This is a genomic window from Methylobacterium planeticum (genome assembly GCF_008806345.1).
Taxonomy (GTDB): Bacteria; Pseudomonadota; Alphaproteobacteria; order Rhizobiales; family Beijerinckiaceae; genus Methylobacterium; species Methylobacterium planeticum.
In genome coordinates this window covers 1-20,504 of the sequence record NZ_VZZJ01000027.1, presented here as the reverse complement: position 1 = coordinate 20,504, position 20,504 = coordinate 1, and the positions used below count along the sequence as shown (strand labels likewise).

Annotated in this window: 23 protein-coding genes; 10 read left to right on the top strand and 13 right to left on the bottom strand. The window is 74.5% G+C overall.

What is annotated here, in order from left to right; translation table 11 throughout:
* Window positions 1-41: 41 nt before the first annotated feature.
* The 3 genes from F6X51_RS22360 to F6X51_RS22350 all read left to right on the top strand — a co-directional run bounded on the left by F6X51_RS22360 (window position 42) and on the right by F6X51_RS22350 (window position 1,626).
* Window positions 42-950: an EamA family transporter gene (locus F6X51_RS22360; protein WP_150965893.1), complete on the top strand. Its 909-nt coding sequence runs from the start codon at window positions 42-44 to the stop codon at window positions 948-950.
* A 138-nt stretch (window positions 951-1,088) separates the two neighbouring features.
* Window positions 1,089-1,295, top strand: coding sequence for a hypothetical protein (locus F6X51_RS22355; protein ID WP_150965892.1), 207 nt, complete (start codon window positions 1,089-1,091; stop codon window positions 1,293-1,295).
* A 10-nt stretch (window positions 1,296-1,305) separates the two neighbouring features.
* Window positions 1,306-1,626 (top strand): hypothetical protein, encoded by a 321-nt coding sequence (locus tag F6X51_RS22350; RefSeq protein WP_150965891.1) that lies wholly within the window; start codon window positions 1,306-1,308, stop codon window positions 1,624-1,626.
* 7 nt (window positions 1,627-1,633) lie between these two features.
* Here F6X51_RS22350 and F6X51_RS22345 read toward each other — a convergent pair whose 3' ends face one another.
* The gene (locus F6X51_RS22345) at window positions 1,634-2,671 is read right to left on the bottom strand and encodes a P1 family peptidase (protein ID WP_150965890.1); all 1,038 of its coding nucleotides are present in this window, start codon (window positions 2,669-2,671) and stop codon (window positions 1,634-1,636) included.
* Between the two features lie 380 nt (window positions 2,672-3,051).
* Here F6X51_RS22345 and F6X51_RS22340 point away from each other — a divergent pair, with 380 nt between their 5' ends.
* Window positions 3,052-4,725 (top strand): ATP-binding protein, encoded by a 1,674-nt coding sequence (locus tag F6X51_RS22340; protein ID WP_150965889.1) that lies wholly within the window; start codon window positions 3,052-3,054, stop codon window positions 4,723-4,725.
* A 14-nt stretch (window positions 4,726-4,739) separates the two neighbouring features.
* Here F6X51_RS22340 and cysC read toward each other — a convergent pair whose 3' ends face one another.
* The 6 genes from cysC to F6X51_RS22310 form a co-directional block, all read right to left on the bottom strand.
* Entirely contained in the window at window positions 4,740-5,345 is a 606-nt protein-coding gene (gene cysC / locus F6X51_RS22335; protein ID WP_150965931.1) for an adenylyl-sulfate kinase, read from the bottom strand.
* A gap of 236 nt (window positions 5,346-5,581) precedes the next feature.
* On the bottom strand, window positions 5,582-5,995 hold the full coding sequence (locus tag F6X51_RS22330; RefSeq protein WP_150965888.1) for an acyl-CoA thioesterase: 414 nt from the start codon (window positions 5,993-5,995) through the stop codon (window positions 5,582-5,584).
* A 50-nt stretch (window positions 5,996-6,045) separates the two neighbouring features.
* Window positions 6,046-6,240, bottom strand: a complete 195-nt coding sequence (locus F6X51_RS22325; protein WP_150965887.1) for a hypothetical protein — start codon at window positions 6,238-6,240, stop codon at window positions 6,046-6,048.
* Window positions 6,241-6,464: 224 nt separating this feature from the next.
* Complete coding sequence (locus tag F6X51_RS22320; RefSeq protein WP_150965886.1) at window positions 6,465-6,755, bottom strand: hypothetical protein; 291 nt, start codon at window positions 6,753-6,755, stop codon at window positions 6,465-6,467.
* Between the two features lie 161 nt (window positions 6,756-6,916).
* Window positions 6,917-7,102, bottom strand: coding sequence for a YegP family protein (locus F6X51_RS22315; RefSeq protein ID WP_150965885.1), 186 nt, complete (start codon window positions 7,100-7,102; stop codon window positions 6,917-6,919).
* 162 nt (window positions 7,103-7,264) lie between these two features.
* On the bottom strand, window positions 7,265-8,818 hold the full coding sequence (locus F6X51_RS22310; RefSeq protein ID WP_150965884.1) for a DEAD/DEAH box helicase: 1,554 nt from the start codon (window positions 8,816-8,818) through the stop codon (window positions 7,265-7,267).
* 607 nt (window positions 8,819-9,425) lie between these two features.
* Between F6X51_RS22310 and F6X51_RS22305 the strand changes: the two genes are divergently transcribed.
* Together F6X51_RS22305 and F6X51_RS22300 are read left to right on the top strand one after the other, a co-directional pair.
* Window positions 9,426-10,853 carry a lipopolysaccharide biosynthesis protein gene (locus F6X51_RS22305; RefSeq protein WP_150965883.1) on the top strand — a complete coding sequence of 476 codons (1,428 nt, stop codon included), beginning with the start codon at window positions 9,426-9,428 and terminating at the stop codon, window positions 10,851-10,853.
* Window positions 10,853-12,085: a GNAT family N-acetyltransferase gene (locus tag F6X51_RS22300; protein ID WP_150965882.1), complete on the top strand. Its 1,233-nt coding sequence runs from the start codon at window positions 10,853-10,855 to the stop codon at window positions 12,083-12,085. The genes F6X51_RS22305 and F6X51_RS22300 overlap by 1 nt, the downstream gene beginning before the upstream one ends.
* A 58-nt stretch (window positions 12,086-12,143) precedes the next feature.
* Here the strand turns inward: F6X51_RS22300 and F6X51_RS22295 are convergent, their stop codons facing one another.
* From F6X51_RS22295 to F6X51_RS22285, 3 genes are all read right to left on the bottom strand, one after another.
* Entirely contained in the window at window positions 12,144-12,500 is a 357-nt protein-coding gene (locus tag F6X51_RS22295) for a hypothetical protein (protein WP_150965881.1), read from the bottom strand.
* Window positions 12,501-12,628: 128 nt separating this feature from the next.
* Complete coding sequence (locus tag F6X51_RS22290) at window positions 12,629-12,982, bottom strand: hypothetical protein (protein WP_150965880.1); 354 nt, start codon at window positions 12,980-12,982, stop codon at window positions 12,629-12,631.
* Window positions 12,983-13,066: 84 nt separating this feature from the next.
* Entirely contained in the window at window positions 13,067-13,294 is a 228-nt protein-coding gene (locus F6X51_RS22285; RefSeq protein WP_150965930.1) for a hypothetical protein, read from the bottom strand.
* A 173-nt stretch (window positions 13,295-13,467) separates the two neighbouring features.
* Between F6X51_RS22285 and F6X51_RS22280 the strand changes: the two genes are divergently transcribed.
* Window positions 13,468-13,755 (top strand): hypothetical protein, encoded by a 288-nt coding sequence (locus F6X51_RS22280; RefSeq protein WP_150965879.1) that lies wholly within the window; start codon window positions 13,468-13,470, stop codon window positions 13,753-13,755.
* Between the two features lie 50 nt (window positions 13,756-13,805).
* A complete protein-coding gene (locus tag F6X51_RS28120; protein ID WP_191970213.1) occupies window positions 13,806-13,961 on the top strand; it encodes a hypothetical protein in 156 nt (51 codons plus the stop codon).
* 17 nt (window positions 13,962-13,978) lie between these two features.
* On the opposite strand, the gene F6X51_RS22275 is transcribed toward F6X51_RS28120, so the two are convergent.
* Both F6X51_RS22275 and F6X51_RS22270 read right to left on the bottom strand, forming a co-directional pair.
* A complete protein-coding gene (locus tag F6X51_RS22275) occupies window positions 13,979-15,418 on the bottom strand; it encodes a protein adenylyltransferase SelO (protein WP_150965878.1) in 1,440 nt (479 codons plus the stop codon).
* A 109-nt stretch (window positions 15,419-15,527) separates the two neighbouring features.
* A complete protein-coding gene (locus F6X51_RS22270) occupies window positions 15,528-16,703 on the bottom strand; it encodes an SMP-30/gluconolactonase/LRE family protein (RefSeq protein WP_246696958.1) in 1,176 nt (391 codons plus the stop codon).
* Window positions 16,704-16,991: 288 nt separating this feature from the next.
* Here F6X51_RS22270 and F6X51_RS22265 point away from each other — a divergent pair, with 288 nt between their 5' ends.
* Entirely contained in the window at window positions 16,992-18,344 is a 1,353-nt protein-coding gene (locus F6X51_RS22265; RefSeq protein WP_150965876.1) for an L-serine ammonia-lyase, read from the top strand.
* A gap of 349 nt (window positions 18,345-18,693) precedes the next feature.
* Window positions 18,694-19,917, top strand: a complete 1,224-nt coding sequence (locus F6X51_RS22260; RefSeq protein ID WP_150965875.1) for an acyl-CoA dehydrogenase — start codon at window positions 18,694-18,696, stop codon at window positions 19,915-19,917.
* A gap of 85 nt (window positions 19,918-20,002) precedes the next feature.
* Here F6X51_RS22260 and F6X51_RS22255 read toward each other — a convergent pair whose 3' ends face one another.
* Window positions 20,003-20,197 (bottom strand): hypothetical protein, encoded by a 195-nt coding sequence (locus tag F6X51_RS22255; protein ID WP_150965874.1) that lies wholly within the window; start codon window positions 20,195-20,197, stop codon window positions 20,003-20,005.
* Window positions 20,198-20,504 lie beyond the last annotated feature (307 nt).

Sequence of the window (20,504 nt, the reverse complement as noted above, 5' to 3'; positions counted from 1 at the left end):
CCGGCGCGATACGGGCGCGGCGTTTCGGGATAAGAGGCCTGATGCCCGCCCGCCCCGTCCCGCTCCGCCGCTCCGGCGGCGCCTCGCTCGTGCTGCCCGTCGGCGCCCTCGTGGCCGGGATCGTCTCCCTCTGCGTCGGCACGGCCTTCGCCAAGCACCTGTTCCCGGCCGTGGGGGCGGCGGGCACCACCGCCTACCGGGTCGGCTTCGCGGCCCTCCTCCTCTGCGCGGTCTGGCGGCCCTGGCGCTGGCGCCTGTCGGGGCGCGATGCCGGGACGCTCGCGCTCTACGGGGCGGTGCTCGGGGCCATGAACCTCCTGTTCTACCTGTCGCTGCGCACGATCCCGCTCGGGATCGCGGTGGCGATCGAGTTCACCGGCCCCCTCGCGGTGGCGCTCCTCGCCTCGCGCCGGCTCGCGGATGTCCTCTGGGTCGGCCTCGCCGCCCTCGGGCTCGCCCTGCTGCTCCTGCCCGGATGGCTCACCGCCGGCCCGGGGGCGATGCGGCCCCTCGACCCGACCGGCCTCGCCTGCGTCCTCGGGGCGGCCCTGTGCTGGGCCCTCTACATCGTGTTCGGGCAGCAGGCCGGGCGGCTGCACGGGGGGCAGGCGGTCTCGCTGGGGCTCGGGGTGGCCGCCCTCGTGGTGCTGCCCGCCGGCATCGCCGAGGCCGGCGCGGCCCTGCTCGACCCGCGCCTGATCGGCCTCGGCCTCGCGGTCGCGATCCTGTCGAGCGCGCTGCCCTACTCCCTCGAGATGGTCGCCCTGAAGCGGCTGCCGCGGCAGACCTTCGGGGTGCTCCTCAGCCTAGAGCCCGCCATCGCGGCCCTCGCCGGGCTGGCGATCCTGAGCGAGCGCCTGAGCCTGCCCGAGGGGTGTGCCATCGCCTGCATCGTAGCGGCCTCGGCGGGCAGCACCGTGAGCGCGGCGCGGGCCCGCCGGGCGGATTGATGCCCGGGGCAGGGGCCGTCCCTGCGACGACGCGGGCCCTTGGGAACGCCGGGGCGATGCTGCAGCTTGGGTGCTCTCCCATGCCGGATTCGCCGCGCCGTCCCCGGCGCGCGCCCGCACCGGAGCCAGGGAGGGTCCATGAACGCCATCCTCGTCGTCGCGCTCGTCTGCGCCTCCACGGTCCAGGCCCCCGATTGCTCGCGCGAGACCGCCCTCGACGTGATCACCGGCCCGGCCCATACCCTGCAGGAATGCCTCGTCCAGGGGCCGGTGCTCGCCGCCAATGCGGGTCACGTCGGCGGCGAGGGCAGCTACGTGAAGACCCGCTGCGAGCCGCGGCGCTGAGGCCGAGAGCATGAGCGACGAGGATGTGAGCCCCGACCGGGCCGTGATGATCCGCCTGCGCGCGCGCCTGGCGGTGGTGGAGCGGGCGGCCTGGTTCGGCTTCGTCCGGGCCCTGCGCACGCAGCCCGCCGAGACCGAGGCCTACATCGCCGCCGAGCGGGCGCGCTGCGCGGAGGGCTTCGCCGGGCCGCGATGGGCCCGGGACCTCACCGAGGCCGAGCGCAGGATGCTCGGCGCCGAGGTCGATGCCGGCCTCGCCCAGCTCCTGCGGGACGGGCACGAAGAGATCGGCGGCCCGGATGGGCGCGACGGAATCGGCGACGCCGGCTGAGGCGCGCTCAGGCGCCGTGCCCGAACAGGTCCCTCCAGGCCGGCGGCAGGCCGAGGAAGGACGGGGGCGCCCCCGCCGGGGTCCCGGGCAGGCCGGGCAGGGCGCGGGCCGCGTGCACGCCCCGGGCGACCGCGCGGGCGAGGACCTGCGCGGCCGTGTCGCCGAGGCGGGCGAGGTCGACGACCGGGTCCGCGAGGGGGAGGCGGCCCGTCGCCACGGCGAAGACCACGTCCCCGTCGAGGGGCGTGTGCACCGGGTGGATCGCCCGGGCGAGCCCGTCCTGCGCCGCCACCGCGAGGCGGCGCGCCTGCGCCTTCGTCAGCACCGCGTCGGTCGCCACCACGGCGAGCGTCGTCGAGGCGCCCGGCATCGCGCGGGCCGGGAAGGCGAGGGCGCCGGGCTCCACCCGCGCCGGCCAGCCGAGGCCGCCGAACTCGTCCGCCCGCTCGAAGGGCGCGGCCCAGAAATGCGGCCCCTCCCCGATCGTCGCCCGCCCGAAGGCGTTGACGGCGACGAGCGCCCCGACGCCCAGATCCGTGCCGGCGACCGGCGCCGAGGCGGTGCCGAGGCCGCCCTTCAGGTTGGCCGTGCGGGCGCCGGTCCCCGCCCCGACGGAGCCGATCGCGAAATCCTCCGCGGCGGCGGCCGCCGCCGCGTAGCCGAGCTCGCGGTACGGCGGATAGCGGCCCCAATCCTTGTCGCCGCCGTTGAGGAGGTCGAACAGGATCGCGCCGGGCACGATCGGCACCCGCAGGCCGCCGATGGGAAAGCCCCGGCCGTTCTCGGCGAGCCAGGCCACCACCCCCGCCGCCGCGTCGAGCCCGAAGGCCGAGCCGCCGGACAGCATCAGCGCGTCGATGCCCGCCACCGTGCGCTCGGGGTCGAGGAGGTCGGTCTCGCGGGTGCCGGGGCCGCCGCCCCGCACGTCGATGGCGGCCGTGACCGGCGCGTCGAACAGGATCGCGGTGGTGCCGCTCGCGACCCGCGCGTCGCCCGCGTGGCCGACGCGGATGCCGGGGATGTCGGTGAGGCTGTTGCGGCGCATGGCGGTCGTGGCTCCCGGGCCGGAGCTTCGCACGGGCGGGCGGGACGGGCCAAGGCGCGGGAAATCTCGGCGCGGGAAATCTCGGCGCGGGGAATCTCGGCGCGCCCCCGGCGGGGCAGGGGGGCGGCCACCCGGTCCCGGGTATTCGAGCCTGGGTATTCGAGCCCAGGTTCAAAGACCTAGGCAAACGTGCCTAGGGTAAAAAACCTAGGATTGCGCGCCCTGCGACCGCATCCCTGTGGACGCGCCGGGCCCGGGCGGAAACGGCACGCCCCCGCGCATGTTAGGGTCCCGGACCTGCCGCCGCCCTGCCCCGCGAAAAATCCCGCCGGGCCCGGGCGGCACGGGATTTCGGAACACGGCCTGCAACCGGAGCGGTGATGGCGTTCGGCATCGAGATGGGTCTGAGCATGGGCGCGGCGGGGCAGGCTGCCCCTGAGCCGGCGCGGCTCGACCTCGAGGAACTCCTCGCCACCCGCCTGCTGGTCCAGGGCAATTCGGGCTCGGGCAAGTCGCACCTGCTGCGCCGGCTCCTGGAGCAGAGCGCGGGCCAGGTGCAGCAGGTGGTGATCGACCCCGAGGGCGACTTCGTCACCCTGTCGGAGGCCTACGGGCACGTGGTGGTGGACGGCGCCCACGCGGAGGCCGACCTCCAGGCCATCGCCGCGCGGGTGCGGGCGCACCGGGTCTCGGTGGTGCTGAACCTCGAGAGCCTCGACATGGAGGCGCAGATGCGCGCCGCCGCCGCCTTCCTCGGCGGCCTGTTCGAGGCCGAGCGGGCGCATTGGTACCCGATCCTCGTCGTCGTCGACGAGGCGCAGATCTTCGCCCCCGCCGCCGCCGGCGACGTCTCGGACGAGGCCCGCAAGGTCGCCCTCGGGGCCATGACCAACCTGATGTGCCGCGGGCGCAAGCGGGGGCTCGCCGGGGTCATCGCCACGCAGCGCCTCGCCAAGCTCGCCAAGAACGTCGCGGCCGAGGCCACCAACTTCCTGATGGGCCGCACCTTCCTGGACATCGACATGGCGCGCGCCGCCGATCTCCTCGGCCTCGACCGGCGCGGCGCCGAGCGCTTCCGCGATCTCGCCCGCGGCGAGTTCGTGGCCCTCGGCCCGGCCCTGAGCCGGCGCCCCCTCGCCCTGCGCATCGGCCCGGTCTCGACCTCGGCCCGCTCCGGCTCGCCCAAGCTCATCCCTCTGCCGGAGCCGAGCGAGGCGGACCTGCGCGCCCTGATCCTGACGCCCTCGCCCGAGGAGGCGTTCCTGCCGCCCCGCGCCCCCGCGGCGCGCCCACCGTCCCAGCCCCGGGTGACGCCCGCCGACCTGATGCGCGAGTTGAGCGCCTACCGGCCCGAGCCCGTCGAGGCGTCCCCGGCCCTGAGCGCGGCCGGGAACCGGGAGGGCTGCGAGGCGGTTCTGCGCGGCCTGATCGGCGACCCGGATGCGGGCGGCCAATCCGTGGCGGTGGTCTACCAGGATTTCCTGGTGCGCTGCCGGATGCGGGGCCTCGACGGGGAGGCGATCGGCCTGCCGGCCTTCCGGCGGGCGCTCAGCGTCGCCCGCGCCGGGATCGACGAGGCGGCCCTGTCGGCGGCGGCCGAGTCCGAGGCGGACGGGCGCTGGGCGCAGGCGCAGGAGGCGGCCGCGGCGATGCCCGAGGAGGTGCAGGGCCTGTACCTGCTGCTCGCCCGCGCGGCGCTCGCCGACGAGCCCTGCCCCGGGGACGCCGCCCTCGCCCGCGCCATCGGCAGCCGCTCGCCGGGCCGGGCCCGGCGCCTGCTCGGCTATGTCGAGAGCCGCGGCGCCATCGTCTGCCGCAACGATTTCCGCGGCAACCGCGTCGTGGCCCTGCCGGCGCTCGGCTGCGAGACGGCGCCGGGGGATCCCAAGGCCGGCGATGTCAGGCCCGCGGCCGACATCGAGCCCGCGACCCACGGCATCGAGCCCGCGGCCACCCGCGCCGGTCCCGGCGGCGCCGTCGCCACGCCGCCCGCGGCCCCCGGGGCGTCGCCGGCGCCCGCCTCCGATGCCTGGAGCCTGTTCGCCGCCGAGTGACGCCGGGCAGCGCCTCAGGCCGGGGCGCTGAGGCGCAGGAGGGCGGGGATCAGCGCCCCGGCCGACTCCTCCACGGTACAATTCTGCGTGGTAATCGTGAGGTCCGGCGCCTCCGGCGCCTCGTAGGGGGCCGAGATGCCGGTGAAATCCGGGATCGCCCCCGCCCGCGCCCGGTCGTAGAGCCCCTTCGGGTCGCGCGCCTCGCAGACGGCGAGCGGCGTGTCGATGAAGATCTCCAGGAACGGGATGTCGCCCGCGATCTCGCGGGCCGCCGCGCGCTCGGCCCGGAAGGGCGAGATCAGCGACACGATGGTGATCAGGCCGGTCTCGGCCATCAGCCGGGCGGTCTCGGCGGCGCGGCGGATGTTCTCGGCCCGGTCCCGGGCGCTGAAGCCGAGATCCCGGTTGAGGCCGAGGCGCAGGTTGTCCCCGTCGAGCACCATGGTGGGGCGGCCCTCGGCGGTCAGCGCCCGGTCGACCGCGTTGGCGATGCTCGACTTGCCGGCCCCCGACAGGCCCGTGAACCAGGCGATGGCGGGCCTCTGGCCGAGGCAGGCCCAGCGGTTCTCCCGCGGCTGCAGAGTGTGCCGGGTCAGGTTGGCGGCCGGTGCCGGCCCGATCCTGTCGATCTGCTCAGGCGGCGGGCAATCTTCGCGACGCGCCCGAAGGATCTCCCGCCGAGTGTTGCCGGCTTGTATCCAGATTGTTTCTTCGGCACGCGCAGCGGAAGCTTTGCTCGGACCAATTGCGTGCAATCGACTACACTCCGGTACGAAGATTCTACCCTCGCAGAGCAGTGTTGTAGTCGAGTTTGCTCGAGAATGAAACCGCTGCGTGTGGAACGCCGCGCGCCGGCTCAGTCGGCGGGGCGCGGCTCCCGCGGGATCGGGCGGGGGCGGCCCTCGTCGTCGATGGCCACGAAGGTCAGGGTCGCCTCCGTGACCTTCTCGCGCAGCTGCGTGCAGAAGCGGCGGGCCCAGGCCTCCACCTCGATCTTCATCGAGGTCCGCCCGACGCTCGCCACCCGGGTGTAGACGCAGAGCACGTCGCCGACCCGCACGGGGCGGATGAAGGTCATGGCGTCGAGCGCCACGGTGACGACCCGTCCCTGCGCCCGGTCGACGCCCGCGATGCCGCCGGCCTGGTCCATCTGCGACAGGACCCAGCCGCCGAAGATGTCGCCGTTGGCGTTGGTATCGGCCGGCATCGCGATCGTGCGCACCGTGAGGTCGCCCCGCGGCTCCGCCGCCGCCGTCTTCACCCCGTTCATCCAGACCGTCCCTCCGAGGCGCGTTCGCGCGATGCCGGCGTGGCCGCCGATCAGGGCATCAGCCCGGCAAGTTTCAGGGCCGCCGCGACGAGGACCGCCACCGCGCAGACGATGCACTCGAGCGGGATCGATTGCCACGGCTCGGCCCGGCCGGAGCCGGTCCGCCGGGCCCGCACGGGGGGCACGAGGGAACCGAGGATCGGGGGTTTCGGGGGCGGGGTGGCCCGGGTCGCGATGTCGTCCATGGCGTATCCTCGGCGTATCCTCCGGAGCGGCCCGATCTGTCGCGGGCCGTCTCGCGGGCCGCCAGGATATCAGCAAATCCGGCCCTTGGACAAACCGGCCGGGGCCTCAGGCGCCACGGACCGGGCCGCCTGACATTGGGCTCGCCCTGACGCCCGGGCATGAAAAAGCCCGGCGGCTCGGGGGAGCCGCCGGGCGGGATCCGCGCGGGGAGCGCGGGGTCCGATCAGTAGTAGAAGCGGCGCGGGCCGTAGAAGCGGCGCGGGCCGTAATAGGGACGGCCGTAGAACCGGCGCGGGCCGTAGAAGCGGCGGCCGTAATAGGGGCGGCCGTAGAAGCGGCGCGGGCCATAGAAGCGGCGCGGGCCGTAATAGTACTGCGCCTTCTCGGCCAGCGCTGGGGCCGCCTCGGTCTGGAGGGCGAGGGCGGGACCGACGGGGGCCGCCGATGCACCCTGGGGGCTCGCGGCGGCGAAGCCGAGGGCCAGCAGGGCGGCCAGGAGGAACTTCCTCAGCACGTTCACAACTCCTTGGTGTGTCAATCGACAGTTTCGGGCGAAGGGTTGCAGATCTGGCCCGGTCGCATCAAACGCGCGAGCCGCTCAAAGCGTTTCAGTGCAACCGATACGGCCCGGGCCTGGAGGCGGCCGGGTTCGCGGCGCCGGACGACCCGTCCGATTCAGGCGATCTTGGTCGTCATGTCGACCGTCGAGGCCGCGCCGCTCCCCTTCACGAGGCTGATCCCGTGCTCGCAATCCTCGCGGCGGGCATAGCCCTCTGCCGAGTCGGCGATGACGTTGCCGTTCTGCACGCGCAGGCGCCAGCGCCAGTCGCCGCTGGAATCCCGGTAGAGTTCGAAGCGCATGGGGTGGTGGCCTCCCGTTCCGTCTCCGGGGGGAGAGATGGCGCGCGGGCGCGGCTTGGCAATATGGCGGGCCGATTTCCCGCGCGCCGGGGAGGCCGAGACGAGAACGCCGCCCCGGAGGTCCGGGGCGGCGCGGTGTCGTGATGCCGAGGGCGCCGGGCCTCAGGAGCGCGGGGCGCGCTCGAGCCAGCCGATGGTGCGGCCCTCGCCGCCGCCGCCGCTGCGCGGACGATTGCCGGGGCGCTGCTGGGGACGGCCCTCGGAGGCGCGCTCCGGCCGGGCATTCTGCTCGGGGCGGCCGCCGGACGGGCGCGCATCGCGGCGCTCGCCGCGGCCCTCCTGCGGGCGTCCTTCCGGCGGGCGTCCGGCGGGACGGCCGTCCTGGGGACGCCCGGCGGGACGACCCTCCGAGGGCCGTCCGCCGCGGCCGGCCTCGCCGGGGCGTCCGCCCCCGAAGGGACGGCCCTGGCGCTGGCCGCCGGGGCGCTGCCCCTGCGGACGCTGGCCGGGGCGCTGCCCGCGCGGACCGGGGCGGCGCTCCTCGCTGTCGGCGATCTCGGCGGCTTCCTGGCGGGTCGGGGGCGTGAAGCCCTCGGGGAAGCCCGCGACCGGCACCTTCTGGCGGGTCAGCCGCTCGATGTCGCGCAGGTAGGCCCGCTCCTCGTCGTTGCAGAACGAGATGGCGAGCCCGTTCGCCCCGGCGCGCGCGGTGCGGCCGATGCGGTGGACGTAGCTCTCCGGCACGTTCGGCAGGTCGAAGTTGACGACGTGGCTCACCGCCTCGACGTCGATGCCGCGGGCGGCGATGTCGGTGGCCACCAGCACCCGGCAGGTCCCGTCCTTGAAGGAGGCGAGCGCCCGCTCGCGCTGGGGCTGGGACTTGTTGCCGTGGATGGCGGAGGCCGGGGTGCCGACCTTCTCGAGGCCGCGCACCACACGGTCCGCCCCGTGCTTGGTGCGGGTGAAGACGAGCACGCGCTCGATCTTGGGATCGCGCAGGATGTGGGCGAGCAGCGCCTGCTTGGCCCCCGTATGGGCGAAGATGACCTGCTGCTCCACGCGCTCGGCGGTGGTGGCGACGGGGGTCACGGCGACCTGGACGGGGTTGCGCAGGTACTGGTCGGCCAGGCCCGCGATGTTCTTCGGCATGGTGGCCGAGAAGAACAGGCTCTGGCGCTGCTGCGGCAGCATCTTCACGATGCGCTTCAGCGCGTGGATGAAGCCGAGGTCGAGCATCTGGTCGGCCTCGTCGAGGACGAGGATCTCGACCCCCTCGAGGGTCAGGGAGCGGCGGTCGACGAGGTCGATCAGCCGGCCCGGGGTGGCGACCAGGATGTCGACGCCCGGCGCCAGCGCCCGCTCCTGGCGGCCGATGGTGACGCCGCCGAACACGACGGTGGTGGTGTAGGGCAGGTGCCGCCCGTAATCCGAGAAGCTCTCGGCGATCTGGTTGGCGAGCTCGCGCGTCGGCGAGAGCACGAGCACCCGGCAGCCGCGGCGCGGGGCGCGGCGGTTCTCGAGGGAGAGGCGGTGCAGGATCGGCAGCGCGAAGGCGGCGGTCTTGCCGGTTCCGGTCTGGGCGATGCCGCAGAGGTCGCGGCCCTCCATGGCGGGGGGAATCGCCTGAGCCTGGATCGGCGTGGGATTCTGGTAGCCGGCCTCCGCGAGCGCCCGCAGCACGGGCTGGGCGAGGCCGAAATCAGTGAATTGGGTCAAGTCTGGACTTTCAGAGCAGCGAATCTCGGGCCGTGCGCGTCGGCGCAGTGCGGGCCGGTGTGATCCGTCGGCAGGTGGCCGCCCGCGTGATGGGGCAGCCCAGGTGCATGAACGTTTGAAGAGAGGGGCCGGACTGTTCGAGCCGCTGATGCGCGGTTTCTCCCCGTCCGTCACGCAGCCCTCTCAAGCGGATCCGCTGAACGGCCGCTGACGCTGCAACTGCGATATGCGGCTTCGCAGCTGCGAAGTCAATGCCGAGGATCGGCCCAGGCTCGGCCCAGGATCGGCAAAGGATCGGCCGAGGCTCGGCAAGGGATCCGCCGAGGCTCAGGCGGCACGCCCCCTGCGCATGCAGGTCCGCCATGCGACCGAGGACGGATTCCTGCCCCATCGTGACACATTCGCGTTCCGGCACGGCGCAGGGTGCCGCGCGCGGGGCGTTCGGCGGCGCGTTCGCAAGGTGGTTTTCGCAGGCGCCGGTCTCGCCGCGGCTTGCCGCCGTGCTACAGCCCCACGCGCCGCGGCCGGCCGGGCCGCGGCTTCCGCGCGCGACGTCGCGCACCACCCCGCCCGCCCGTCGGCGGAGGGCGCCGCCCCGGGTTCGAGGATGATCGCGCGCCACACCTTCCTGTATGTCGGCGCGCGGGGGCTGGCCGCCGCCCTCAACATGGCCTCGGTCGCGGTCTTCACCCGGCTCGCGCCGGTGGAGACCTACGGCGCCTACCTCCTCGTCCTGTCCTGGGCGCTGGTCCTCTACGGCGCCACCTGCCAGTGGCCGAAATTCTCGTTCTTCGCCCTCTACGACGAGGCGCGCGCCCCCGCCCAGGTCGGCACTGTGGCGCGGCTGCTCGCGGCCATGCTGGTCCTGGCCGGCGCGGCGGCCCTGCTCGCCGCGCTCTTCGGCCTCGCGAGCCCGCGCACCGCCGCGATCCTCGTGGCGGCCGTCCTCGGCATGACCCTGTTCGAGGCCGCGAGCGAGATCGCGCGCGCGCGCCTCGAGGCCGGTCCCGTCGCCCTCGCGATCGTCGTCCGCGCCGTGCTGATCCTCGGGCTCGGCAGCTTCGCCCTCGCGGCGACCGGCGACCCCGCCGACCTCGTCCTCGCGGTGGCGGCCGCCAACGTCCTGGCGGCGCTGCCCGCCCTGCGGGCGATCCTGCCAATCCTGCGCGGCGGGGCGAGCCGGCTCGAGGCGCGGCGGCTCGTCGCCTATGGCTGGCCCCTCGTCCTGTCCTTCGGCATCGCCGCCCTCGCCCAGACCAGCGACCGCCTGATCATCGGCCGGATGGTCGGCCCGGAGGAACTCGGCGCCTACGGGGCCATCGCGGACTTCCTGCGCCAGAGCTTCGTCGTGTTCGGCGAGAGCGTCGCCCTCTCCCTGATCTCCATCGCCAAGCGCGATGCCCGCGCGGGCGGCATGGCGGCGGCGGAATCCGCCCTCGGGGACGCGGCCCGGGCCCTGACCCTCGTGGCCGCCTTCGGGGCGGTGTTCGTCCTCGGCTTCGACGACCTCATCGTGGCGATCCTGCTCGGGCCCGGGTACCGGGCGCAGGCCCTGACCCTGGCGCCGGTGCTCCTCGTCGCCAGCATCTTCCTGATGTTCCGGTCCTATTATTTCGGGCAGGTGATCTACTTCACCCGCACCAGCCACCTCGATGCCGTCGCCTCCCTGGTGCTCCTCGTCGCGGTGGCGGGGCTCTCCGTCCTGCTGATCCCCCGCATGGGGGTGATGGGGGCCGCGCTCGCCTTCGCGGTGGGCCAGGGGCTCGCCTGCCTCGTCTTCGTCCTCGGCGCGCGCCTCGCCCCCGCGGGCGAGCGGGTGCGCATGCCGGTTCCGGGCGCGGACCTCCTCGGGATCGTCCTCGTCGCCCTCGCCTGCGGGACGCTCCTCTACGGGATCGGGCAGGTGCCGGGCGGCCGCTCCGCCGCGGGGCAGGCGGCCCGGCTCGGCCTCCTCGCGGCGGGCTTCCTCCTCGCCGCCTGGCACTTCAACGTCGTGGGCATCGCCGACGCCCTGCGCCGGCGGCGCGCGGCCTGATGCGGCGGGCTCCGCCCTACCCGACGGTCACCCTGGCGGGCGGCCCCGCGGACGGTCTCGTGGCAGCCCTGCATCCCCTCGACCCGGGCGCGCCCTACCGGGCCGCCTGGGACGCGCTCGGGCGGGAGGCCTTCGCGGCGAACCCCTTCTACGAGGCGGACTACGCCCTCGCGGCGGCCCCGGCCTTCGGCCGGGGCGTGCAGCTCCTCCTCGTCGCCGACCGGCCCCCGGAGGAGCCGGGCGCCCGGCTCCTCGCCCTGTGGCCGTTCCGGCCGTCCCGGACCCGCTGGGGGCTGCCGCTCGGCGTGCTGGTGGGCTGGGCGCACGGCTACAGCGCGCTCGGGGTGCCGCTGCTGGCGCGCGACGCGCCGGAGCGGGCGCTCTCCGGCCTCCTCGCCGCCCCGCGGGCCCTCGGGCTTCCCCCGCGCCTGCTGATGTCGACCCTGCCGCAGGAGGGGCCCTTCGCCGAGTTGCTGGCGGGGTGCGCCGCCCGGGCGGGCCTCCGTCGGGCAGCCTACTGGCCCTACGCCCGGGCCTTCCTCGACCTGCAGGGCCTCGCGCCGTCCGAGCGCGCCGCCTATCTCGAGCACATGCCGGGCAAGCGCCGGCGCAAGCTGCGCCAGCTCCTCAAGCGCCTGGAGGCGGAGGCGCCCCTCGGGCTGGAGACCGCCCGCGCCCCCGCGGCGCTTGCCGAGGCGCTGGAGGATTACATCGCCCTCGAGGGGGCGGGCTGGAAGGGCCGGGCCGGCACCGCCATCACCGGCCGCCCGGCCGAGATCGCCTTCATGCGGGCCCTCGTCGCGGCCCTCGGGGCGGAGGGGCGGATCCGCATCGACCGCCTGCGCCGCGGCCCGCGGACCCTGGCGGCCGCGATCCTGCCGATCACCGGGGGAGAGGCGGGGCGCACGGCCTGGTGGCTCAAGATCGCCCATGACGAGGCGGAGGCGCGCAACTCCCCCGGGGTGCAGCTCGTCCACCGCCTGACGCGGGCGGTCCTGGACGATCCGGACCTGGCGCAGGTCGATTCCTGCGCCGCCGGCGATTACCGCCTCGCCGAGATGTTCTGGACCGGCCGCCGCAGCCTCGCGCACGTGCTGATCGAGGGCGGGGGGCCGGGCGCGGGCCCGGCGGGGAACGGGGGCGACCGCCTGTTCCCCCTCGCCGCCGCCCTGGAGCGGGCGCGGGAGCGGGTCGCCCGCATCAGGGCCGCGCGCCGCGCCGCCGAGCCTTGAGGCCGGCGCGCCCGGCGCGCGGCCCCGACATTCGCCGCCCCGCGGGGCGCAGGTGCCCTCAGCGCAGCAGCCAGAGGGCGAGGCCCACCACCACCGCGACGGCCACGATGGTTCCGAAGAAGGCCGGCAGGATCCAGCCGCGGCTGCCCTCCGGGTCGGCCGCCGCCCGGACCGACGGCTTGGCGGCCTCCGTCTCCCGCGCCAGCCGGACCCGGTCGGGCCCGTTGGGCCGGTCCGCCGCCTCGTCGTCGGTGCCGAGCTGCGACAGGCCCGGATCGTAATGCGCCACCTTGTCGCCGGTGCGGCCCCGGTCGATGTCGGCCTTCAGCTGCGCCGTGGTCGGGCGCGCGGAATCGGGGGGCGCGCCGGCATCGAGGTCGGCGGGCGGGGGAGGGGTCTCGGACCTGAGGGTCATCGGCCTGTCGTCCTTGAAGCCCACGACGGGCGGGTGCGGGTCACCCGGTCGTGCGGAAGTCTCCTCGGACAAGGATCAGCGCACCGAACCGTTCCCCGGCCCCGGCGGCTCCGGGGACGCACCCCGCCTCACCAGCCGAAGCGGGCGATCTGGGCGAGGCGGGCCTGCGCGGCGGCCTCGTCGCGCCCGATCAGGGCGAGGCGCTGCGACAGGTTCTGGCAGGCGGCGCAGAAGGGCAGCGACAGGAGCGGGATGCCGGTCCCCCGCGCCCGGTTCACCGAGGCGATCAGGCAGGCGATGGCGGGCTCGGATTCGGGGGTGCCGAGGCAATCCCCCCGCGGGCTGCCGAAGAGGGGCCGGTTCGGCCAGGCGAGGGAGACCGTGGTGCCGCCCCGCCGGTCCGGCGCGGGCGGGACCGTGTAGCTGCGCACGAACAGCAGGCCGAGGAGCACGGACAGGGCGAGGGCGGCGAGGAGGCGCATGGGGTGAGGCGCATGGGGTGAGGCAACGGTGATGCGCGGCGGGGCCGCTCACCGCGAGATAGGGCGCGGCCCGCGCGGGGGAAATCAGTCCCGCTCGTCGAAGCGGGTCCAGTGAAAGACCTCGCGCCCCGCCCCGTCGATCACCCGCACGGCCTCCGCCGGCGTGCCGTGGCGCTGCGGCACCCGGGCCCGGGCGAACAGGCGCAAGGCCCGCTCGCGCGCGCCCTCGAGATCGTGGGTGCGCACGGAGATGCGGGTCTGCACCTCGCCCTCCTCGGGGCCGAGGACTTCGATGTGAAAGGTCTCGCGCAGGCTCAAGGTGTCGGTGGCTCCGCTCGGGGCTGGGATGTCCGGTTTGCGAGGACACATAGGGGCTCGGGCCCTCGCCCGCACGGGGGCGTCGGGCCCTCGCCCGCCGGATACCGGAGGCGCCCCCGCGCGTTTCCACGCCGCGCCGGAGGACGGCGGCAGCGGGAGGCGTGACGATGCAGGACGAGGTCGAGCGGCTGCGGGTGCTCGTCGGCGCCTTCGAGCTCGCGATCGGGCACCTGTTCGCGGACAGCCCCGGCGGCGAGGCGGCGAAGGGCAGGTTCGTCGCCGACCTGCGCGCGCTCCTCGACGCCACGACCGAGCGCCAGCCCGGATCCCCGGCCGCCGAGACCTACGCGGCGCTGCTGCGACGCCTCGGCGCGGCCGGGCCCGACGATCCCTCCGGGCTCGGCGTCGTGCCGACCCCGGAGCAGGGCGCGCCGCCGGTCGGGCCCGGCGCCTGAGGCGCGCGAGGCCCGCGCGGGCGCTGCCCCGGCATGGTAGGAACCCGGCGATGCAGCCCCTGAAGATCGCCGCGGCCGTCGCGCTCTGCGCCATCCTGTTCTGGCTCGGCCTGCGCCTGACCCGGCGTGCCGTCGATCTCGGCATCGCGGCAGGCCGCGCGGAGGCCCGCCGGCGGGAGGCGGAATCCGAGGCTCCGACGGATTGAGGCGCATGGGCCCGGCCTCACGCCGCCGGCACCGCCTCGGGCGCCGTGCCGTAGGCCTCCGCCATCGCGTCGATCGCCGCGAGCTTGTCCCGGAAGCGGGACCAGTCGTCGGCCTCCGCGATCGGAGCCCAGATCGCCTCGACCTCGTCGATCAGCATGGTGCAGGGGGCCGCGGCCTGGAAGTAGGGGTGGTCGAGGCGGATCCGGGGCGCCGGCTGAAGCGTGGCCAGCGCCTCGCGGACCGGCACGAAGACCTCGCTCGCGTAGAGGGCCGCCGAGGGGCTGCGGCCGGCCCGCTCCAGGCTCGCCAGCCCGCCGTACCAGTCGAAGAAGGTCTGCTCGAAGGGCGCGCGGCTCTCGGCGAGGAAGCGCCAGAAGGTCGCGACGAAGCGGTGCGCCGCCCCATCCTCCGCCGGCGCGAGCCCGAGGCGGGCGAACAGGGCGTCCGCGAAGGCGTCCTGAAGCTCAGGGCCGAAGCCCTTGAGCGCCGCCTCGAGCCGGGGCTGGTCGGCCAGCGGCAGCAGGCAATCGGCCAGCCGGCTGAGGTTCCAGAACAGGGCCTCGGGCTGGCGCCCGTAGGCGTAGAGGCCCTGGCTGTCGAAGTAGGCCGCCGTGAAGCCGGAATCGCTGTGGGGCAGCCAGCGCCAGGGGCCGTAATCGAAGCTCTCGCCCGTGACGTTGATGTTGTCGGTGTTGAGAACCCCGTGCACGAAGCCCGCCGCCATCCACTGCGCGCCCATGCGGGCGACGCGCCCGCACACCGCCTCGAGGAAGGCCACCGACCGGTCGGCCGGGGTCTCGCGCCAGAGCTCCGGCATGTGGGTCCGGATGGTGTGGTCGAGGAGCATCGCGATGTTGTCGGGCTCCCCGAGCGCCAGGAAGCGCTGGAAGCTGCCGATGCGGATATGGCCGTGGCTGAGCCGCACCAGCACCGCCGAGCGGGTGGGGGAGGGCTCGTCGCCCCGCTCCAGGGCCTCGCCGGTCTCGATCAGGCTGAAGGATTTCGAGGTGTTGACCCCCTGCGCCTCCAGCATCGCGGTGGCGAGCACCTCGCGCAGGCCCCCCTTGAGGGTGAGGCGCCCGTCGGCGCCGCGCGACCACGGGGTCTGGCCGCTGCCCTTGGTGCCGAGATCGAGGAGGCGCCCGTCCGCGAGGTCGTGGAGCTGCGCGTAGAGGAAGCCGCGCCCGTCGCCGAGATCGGGATTGTACGAGCGGAACTGGTGCCCGTGATAGCGCAGGGCCAGCGGCTCGGGAAAGCTGCCGGGCAGGGGCTCGAACCGGCCGAAATGCGCGATCCAGGCCGCGTCCGGGAGGTCCGCCAGCCCGACGCGGGCCGCCCAGGGGTCGTTGCGGTAGCGCAGGATCGTCTCGGGGAAGCGGGCCGGGGCGACGACGTCGTAGAAGGCGGGCCCGAGATCGGCGTGGCGTCGGGAGGGGCGGAGCGTTTGCGCGGTCATGCGGGTTCCGGGTCTGCGGGCGCTCTCCTTAGCCCGGTGCGGGGCTCGAGGGCGAGGCGGAGGGGGGAAGCGCCGCCCTGGCGGCGGCGCTCCCGGACTCGCGCGGCCCTCAGCGGGCCGGCGCGCTGCGGGTCGAGCCGGTGGCCTCGGCGGGGCCCGGCTTGATGCTCCAGAGCTCGGTCGGGAGGGAGGCTGGCGCGTCCGGCTTGTAGAAGGCCGAATCCTGGATATGCGAGGTGGTGACGTAGAGCGTGCCGTCCGGCCCCTCCGCGAAGGTGTCGGGCCAGCGCAGGCGCGCATCCTGCACCAGGATCGCGGGCTTGCCCGCCTTCGCGCCGAGGTCGCGCACCTTCACGGCGTTCTCCTCCGGTGCCGTGATGTACAGGCGCCCGTCGCGGCGCGCGACGATGAGGCCGTCGGCCGGCCCGTTCTCGCCCACGACCGAGACCTTGCCGGACAGGCCCTTGTCGGCGAGCCCGCTCGGCACCACCGCGGCGGTGAGCCAGCCCGTCAGCGCGTCGGTCGGGATGCTGTAGAGGGTCCTGCCCTTGATCGCCTGCCAGTAGAGGGTCTTGCCGTCCGGCGAGAGGGCGATGCCGTCGGCCGCGAACTCGACGCCGCGCCCGTCGGGACGGCGCAGGGGCTTGCCGTCATAGGTCACCGTCACGCTCGCGTCGGGCTGGGTCGAGGGGTCGCCGTCGAGGACGCGGCGCGCCCGCCCGCTCTCGAGATCGACCACCACCAGGGCCCCCTTCGCGCCCGAATCCGTGATGTAGGCGGTCTTGCCGTCCGGGGCGAAGCGCACGTCGTTGAGGTAGGAGCCCTGCGGCGCCACGCTCTCGTCGAAGGCGATGATGCGGGCCGGCTTGTCGGTCTTGAGGTCGATCTCGACGAGCTTCGGCCCGTCCTTGACCACCGCCGCCATGGCGGGGGCGGCGGGATCGAGCACCCAGACATTGCCCTGGTGATCGGCCACCACGCTCTGGACGCAGACCCAGTGGTCCTTCGCCGAGACCGCGTCCTTCCGGGCATTGCGCCAGGCGTTCCACTCGGCATCCGGGAAGGGGGTGAGCTGCCCGTCCTTCAGCTCGGCCACCGAGACCGGGCTGTCCTCGGTCCAGCGCGGGAAGTTGACGAAGATCCGCCCGTCCTTCGAGACCGTGACACCGGTGACCTGATGGGCGAAGTCGGCGACCTTCGTGAGCACGGCGCCCCCCGGCCGGGCGGGCTCCGCCGCGGCGGATTGGGCGAGGGCAGGGGCGGCGAGGGAGGAGCCGGCCAGCATCGATCCGGCGAGGAGGATCGGCAGCAGGCGAGCGGAGGACGTCGGACGCGGCATGGTTGGGCTCTCGCGAGGGGGGGTGATGCGGGGCCAACGCGCGGCATGGCGGTCAAGCTTCATCGCGGGGCCGCGGCGTCTGCGCCCGCCGTGTCATCGCGTCCCGTCCGTCATCGTCCCGTTCTTGCTTCGGGTCCCTGGCCGCACGACGTGCGGGGGGAAAGCCGGACCCGCCCGTGCGCCTCGTCCGACAGGTCCTCCTTCGCATCAGGTCCTCCTTCGCATCAGGCTCCCATGATCAGCGTCTTCGATCTCTTCAAGATCGGCATCGGCCCGTCGAGCTCCCACACGGTCGGCCCGATGGCGGCGGCGGCCCGCTTCCGCGCAGGGCTCGGGCCGGCGACCGCGCAGGTCCGGGCCGAGATCTTCGGGTCCCTGGCCTGGACCGGGCGCGGGCACGGCACCGACATCGCGATCAGCCTCGGCCTCCTCGGGGAGAGCCCCGCCACCGTCGACCCGGACGCGGTCGCGGGCCTGGTCGCCGGCCTGACGGCGACGCGGCGGATCCCGATCCCCGGCAGCGCCCGGGGCGCGGCCTTCGATCCCCGGACGGATCTCGTCTTCAACTTCACCGAGATCCTGCCGCGCCACACCAACGGCATGCGCTTCCGCGCCTACGATGCCGGGGGCGCGTGCCTCGACGAGGCGGTGCTCTACTCGATCGGCGGCGGCTTCGTGGTGGGGGCGGAGCAGGGCACCGAGAGCCTGCTCGCGGAGGCCGCCCTGCCCTTCGGGAGCGGGGCCGAGCTCCTCGATCTCTGCGCCCGCACGGGCCTGAGCGTGCCGCAGGTGCAGCTCGCCAACGAGCTGACCCGGCGCGGGCGGCCGGAGATCGAGGCGGGGCTCGACGCGATCCGGGACGCGATGTTCGCCTGCATCGAGCGGGGCCTGCGCCAGGACGGGGAGCTGCCCGGGGGGCTCAAGGTCCGGCGCCGGGCCAAGCGCCTGTACGAGGCCCTCGACGGCAGCCGCCTCGCCAACGACCGGCCCGCCCACGAGATCATGGACTGGATCAGCCTGTTCGCGCTGGCGGTGAACGAGGAGAACGCCTCGGGCGGGCGCGTCGTCACGGCGCCGACCAACGGAGCGGCCGGCATCGTGCCGGCGGTCCTGCGCTATTGCCGCGACTTCTGCCCCGGCTGGTCGGACGCGCGCGGGCGCGACTTCCTGCTGACCGCGGCCGCGATCGGCGGGCTGATCAAGCGCCGCGCCTCGATCTCGGGGGCCGAGGTCGGCTGCCAGGGGGAGGTGGGCTCCGCCGCCTCGATGGCGGCGGCCGGGCTCGCGGCGGCGCTCGGCGCCACCGCCGGCCAGATCGAGAACGCCGCCGAGATCGCGATGGAGCACCATCTCGGCATGACCTGCGACCCGATCGGCGGCCTCGTGCAGATCCCCTGCATCGAGCGCAACGCCTTCGGGGCCAACAAGGCGATCGTGGCCGCCTCCCTCGCCCTGCGGGGCGACGGCCTGCACCGGGTCAGCCTCGACGAGGTGATCGAGACCATGCGCCAGACCGGCGCCGACATGCAGTCGAAGTACAAGGAGACCGCGCTGGGCGGTCTCGCGGTCAACGTCGCGGCCTGCTGAGCGCCGGGCCCCTGCCCGGTGAGTCCCGCGGCGGGGGCGATCCTCGGGGTTGTTCGCGTTTCGCTTCTGGCGCGTGCGGAAGGACGTGCGGAAGGACGTGCGGAAGGACCGGGCGTGCCCGCCCGATGCGGTGTGATGCCGCCACGATGCCTCAAGGGGACGGTCGAGGGCGTCTCCGTGCCAGGGACGGGGGCCAGGGACGGGGGCCAGGGACGGGGGCCAGGGACGGGGCCGGATCGACCGCGGCCTCGCGCAGGAATATTTCGGCGCCCGCCATTCCCGTCCGCCGGCCACGCGCGACATGAGGTTGGGCGGCCGTCTCGGCGCGCGTTCAGACATCGGAGCACAGATGACCAATCCCGAGACGCTCGAAGTCGTCCGCCCGATCCCGGCCTCGGCCGCCTTCTCGTGGGAGGACCCGTTCCTCCTCGACGACCAGCTCAGCGAGGACGAGCGCGCGATCCGCGACACCGCCCGCGCCTTCGCGCAGGAGCAGCTCCTGCCCGGCATCGTCGAGGCCTACGCGACGGAGACGACCGACCGGGGGCTGTTCGAGCGCATGGGGGCGCTCGGCCTCCTCGGCGTGACCCTGCCGGAGGAGTACGGCTGCGCGCAGGCGGGCTACGTCGCCTACGGCCTCGTCGCGCGCGAGGTCGAGCGGGTCGATTCCGGCTACCGCTCGATGATGAGCGTGCAATCCTCCCTCGTGATGTACCCGATCCACGCCTACGGCTCGGAGGAGCAGCGCCGGAGATACCTGCCGAAGCTCGCCTCCGGCGCCTGGGTCGGCTGCTTCGGCCTGACCGAGCCCGACGCGGGCTCCGATCCCGCCGGCATGACGACCCGGGCCGTCCGGATCGACGGGGGCTACCGCCTCTCGGGGGCCAAGACCTGGATCTCGAACGCGCCCTTCGCCGACGTCTTCGTGGTCTGGGCGAAATCGGCCGCGCATGACGACGCCATCCGGGGCTTCGTGCTGGAGAAGGGCATGAAGGGCCTCTCCGCCCCGAAGATCGCCGGCAAGCTGTCGCTGCGCGCCTCGACCACGGGCGAGATCGTGATGGCGGACGTGGAGGTGCCCGAGGGCGCGCTCCTGCCCCACGTCTCGGGGCTGAAGGGCCCGTTCGGCTGCCTCAACCGGGCCCGCTACGGCATCGCCTGGGGGGTGATGGGGGCCGCCGAGGATTGCTGGCACCGCGCCCGGCACTACACCCTCGACCGCAAGCAGTTCGGCCGGCCGCTCGCCCAGACGCAGCTGGTGCAGAAGAAGCTCGCCGACATGCAGACCGAGATCGCGCTCGGGCTCCAGGCCGCCCTGCGGGTGGGGCGCCTGTTCGACGAGGGCCGGATGGCGCCCGAGATGGTGAGCCTGATCAAGCGCAACAATTGCGGCAAGGCCCTCGACATCGCCCGGGTCGCCCGCGACATGCACGGCGGCAACGGCATCATGGGCGAGTACCACGTGATGCGCCACGCCCAGAACCTCGAGACGGTCAACACCTACGAGGGCACCCACGACGTGCACGCCCTGATCCTCGGGCGGGCCCAGACGGGGCTGCAGGCCTTCTTCTGAGGGCCTGCACCGGGACTGCCGACCTGCGGGTTCCTCGGGACGAGGGGGGCCGGGAGATCTTCGCAGGTCCTGCCCCCCTGAGCGCTCAGCCGCGCTTCGGAGGCCGCCGCGCCGGCGCGCGTCCCGCGAGGCAGGCTTCGCAGACCGCACCGGGGAGCCGGACGAGCGTGCGGCCGGCCACGTAGGCGGCGGCGATCAGGAGCAGAAGGCGGCCCGGCGGAACCTCGGGCTCCGCCGCGTCGTACCAGAGCGGGTCGTCATCCGGTTCGTTCAGACGCATACCTGCCGAGCCTATTGGTTCACGACAGCTTAACCAAGAACCGTGCCATGGACGTCCGCTCCGCGCGGCTCCGGCACGATCCTGGCGGCCCTCGGCCCCATCCGATCATCGGGGTTAGGATCGGCGCGGCCCGGACGCGCCTCGGGCATCGTCCCAATCTCGGGGTCCCGGCTCGCGCGATGAAGCGCCATGCGCCCGGAGCGCGGGCCGGCACGGTCTCCCCGACGGCCGACTTCATCGACTGTCAAAAAGCTTTGGAACGGGACCCCGGATCGGCGTGCAATTGGGACCCCTTCGCAAGCTGGGT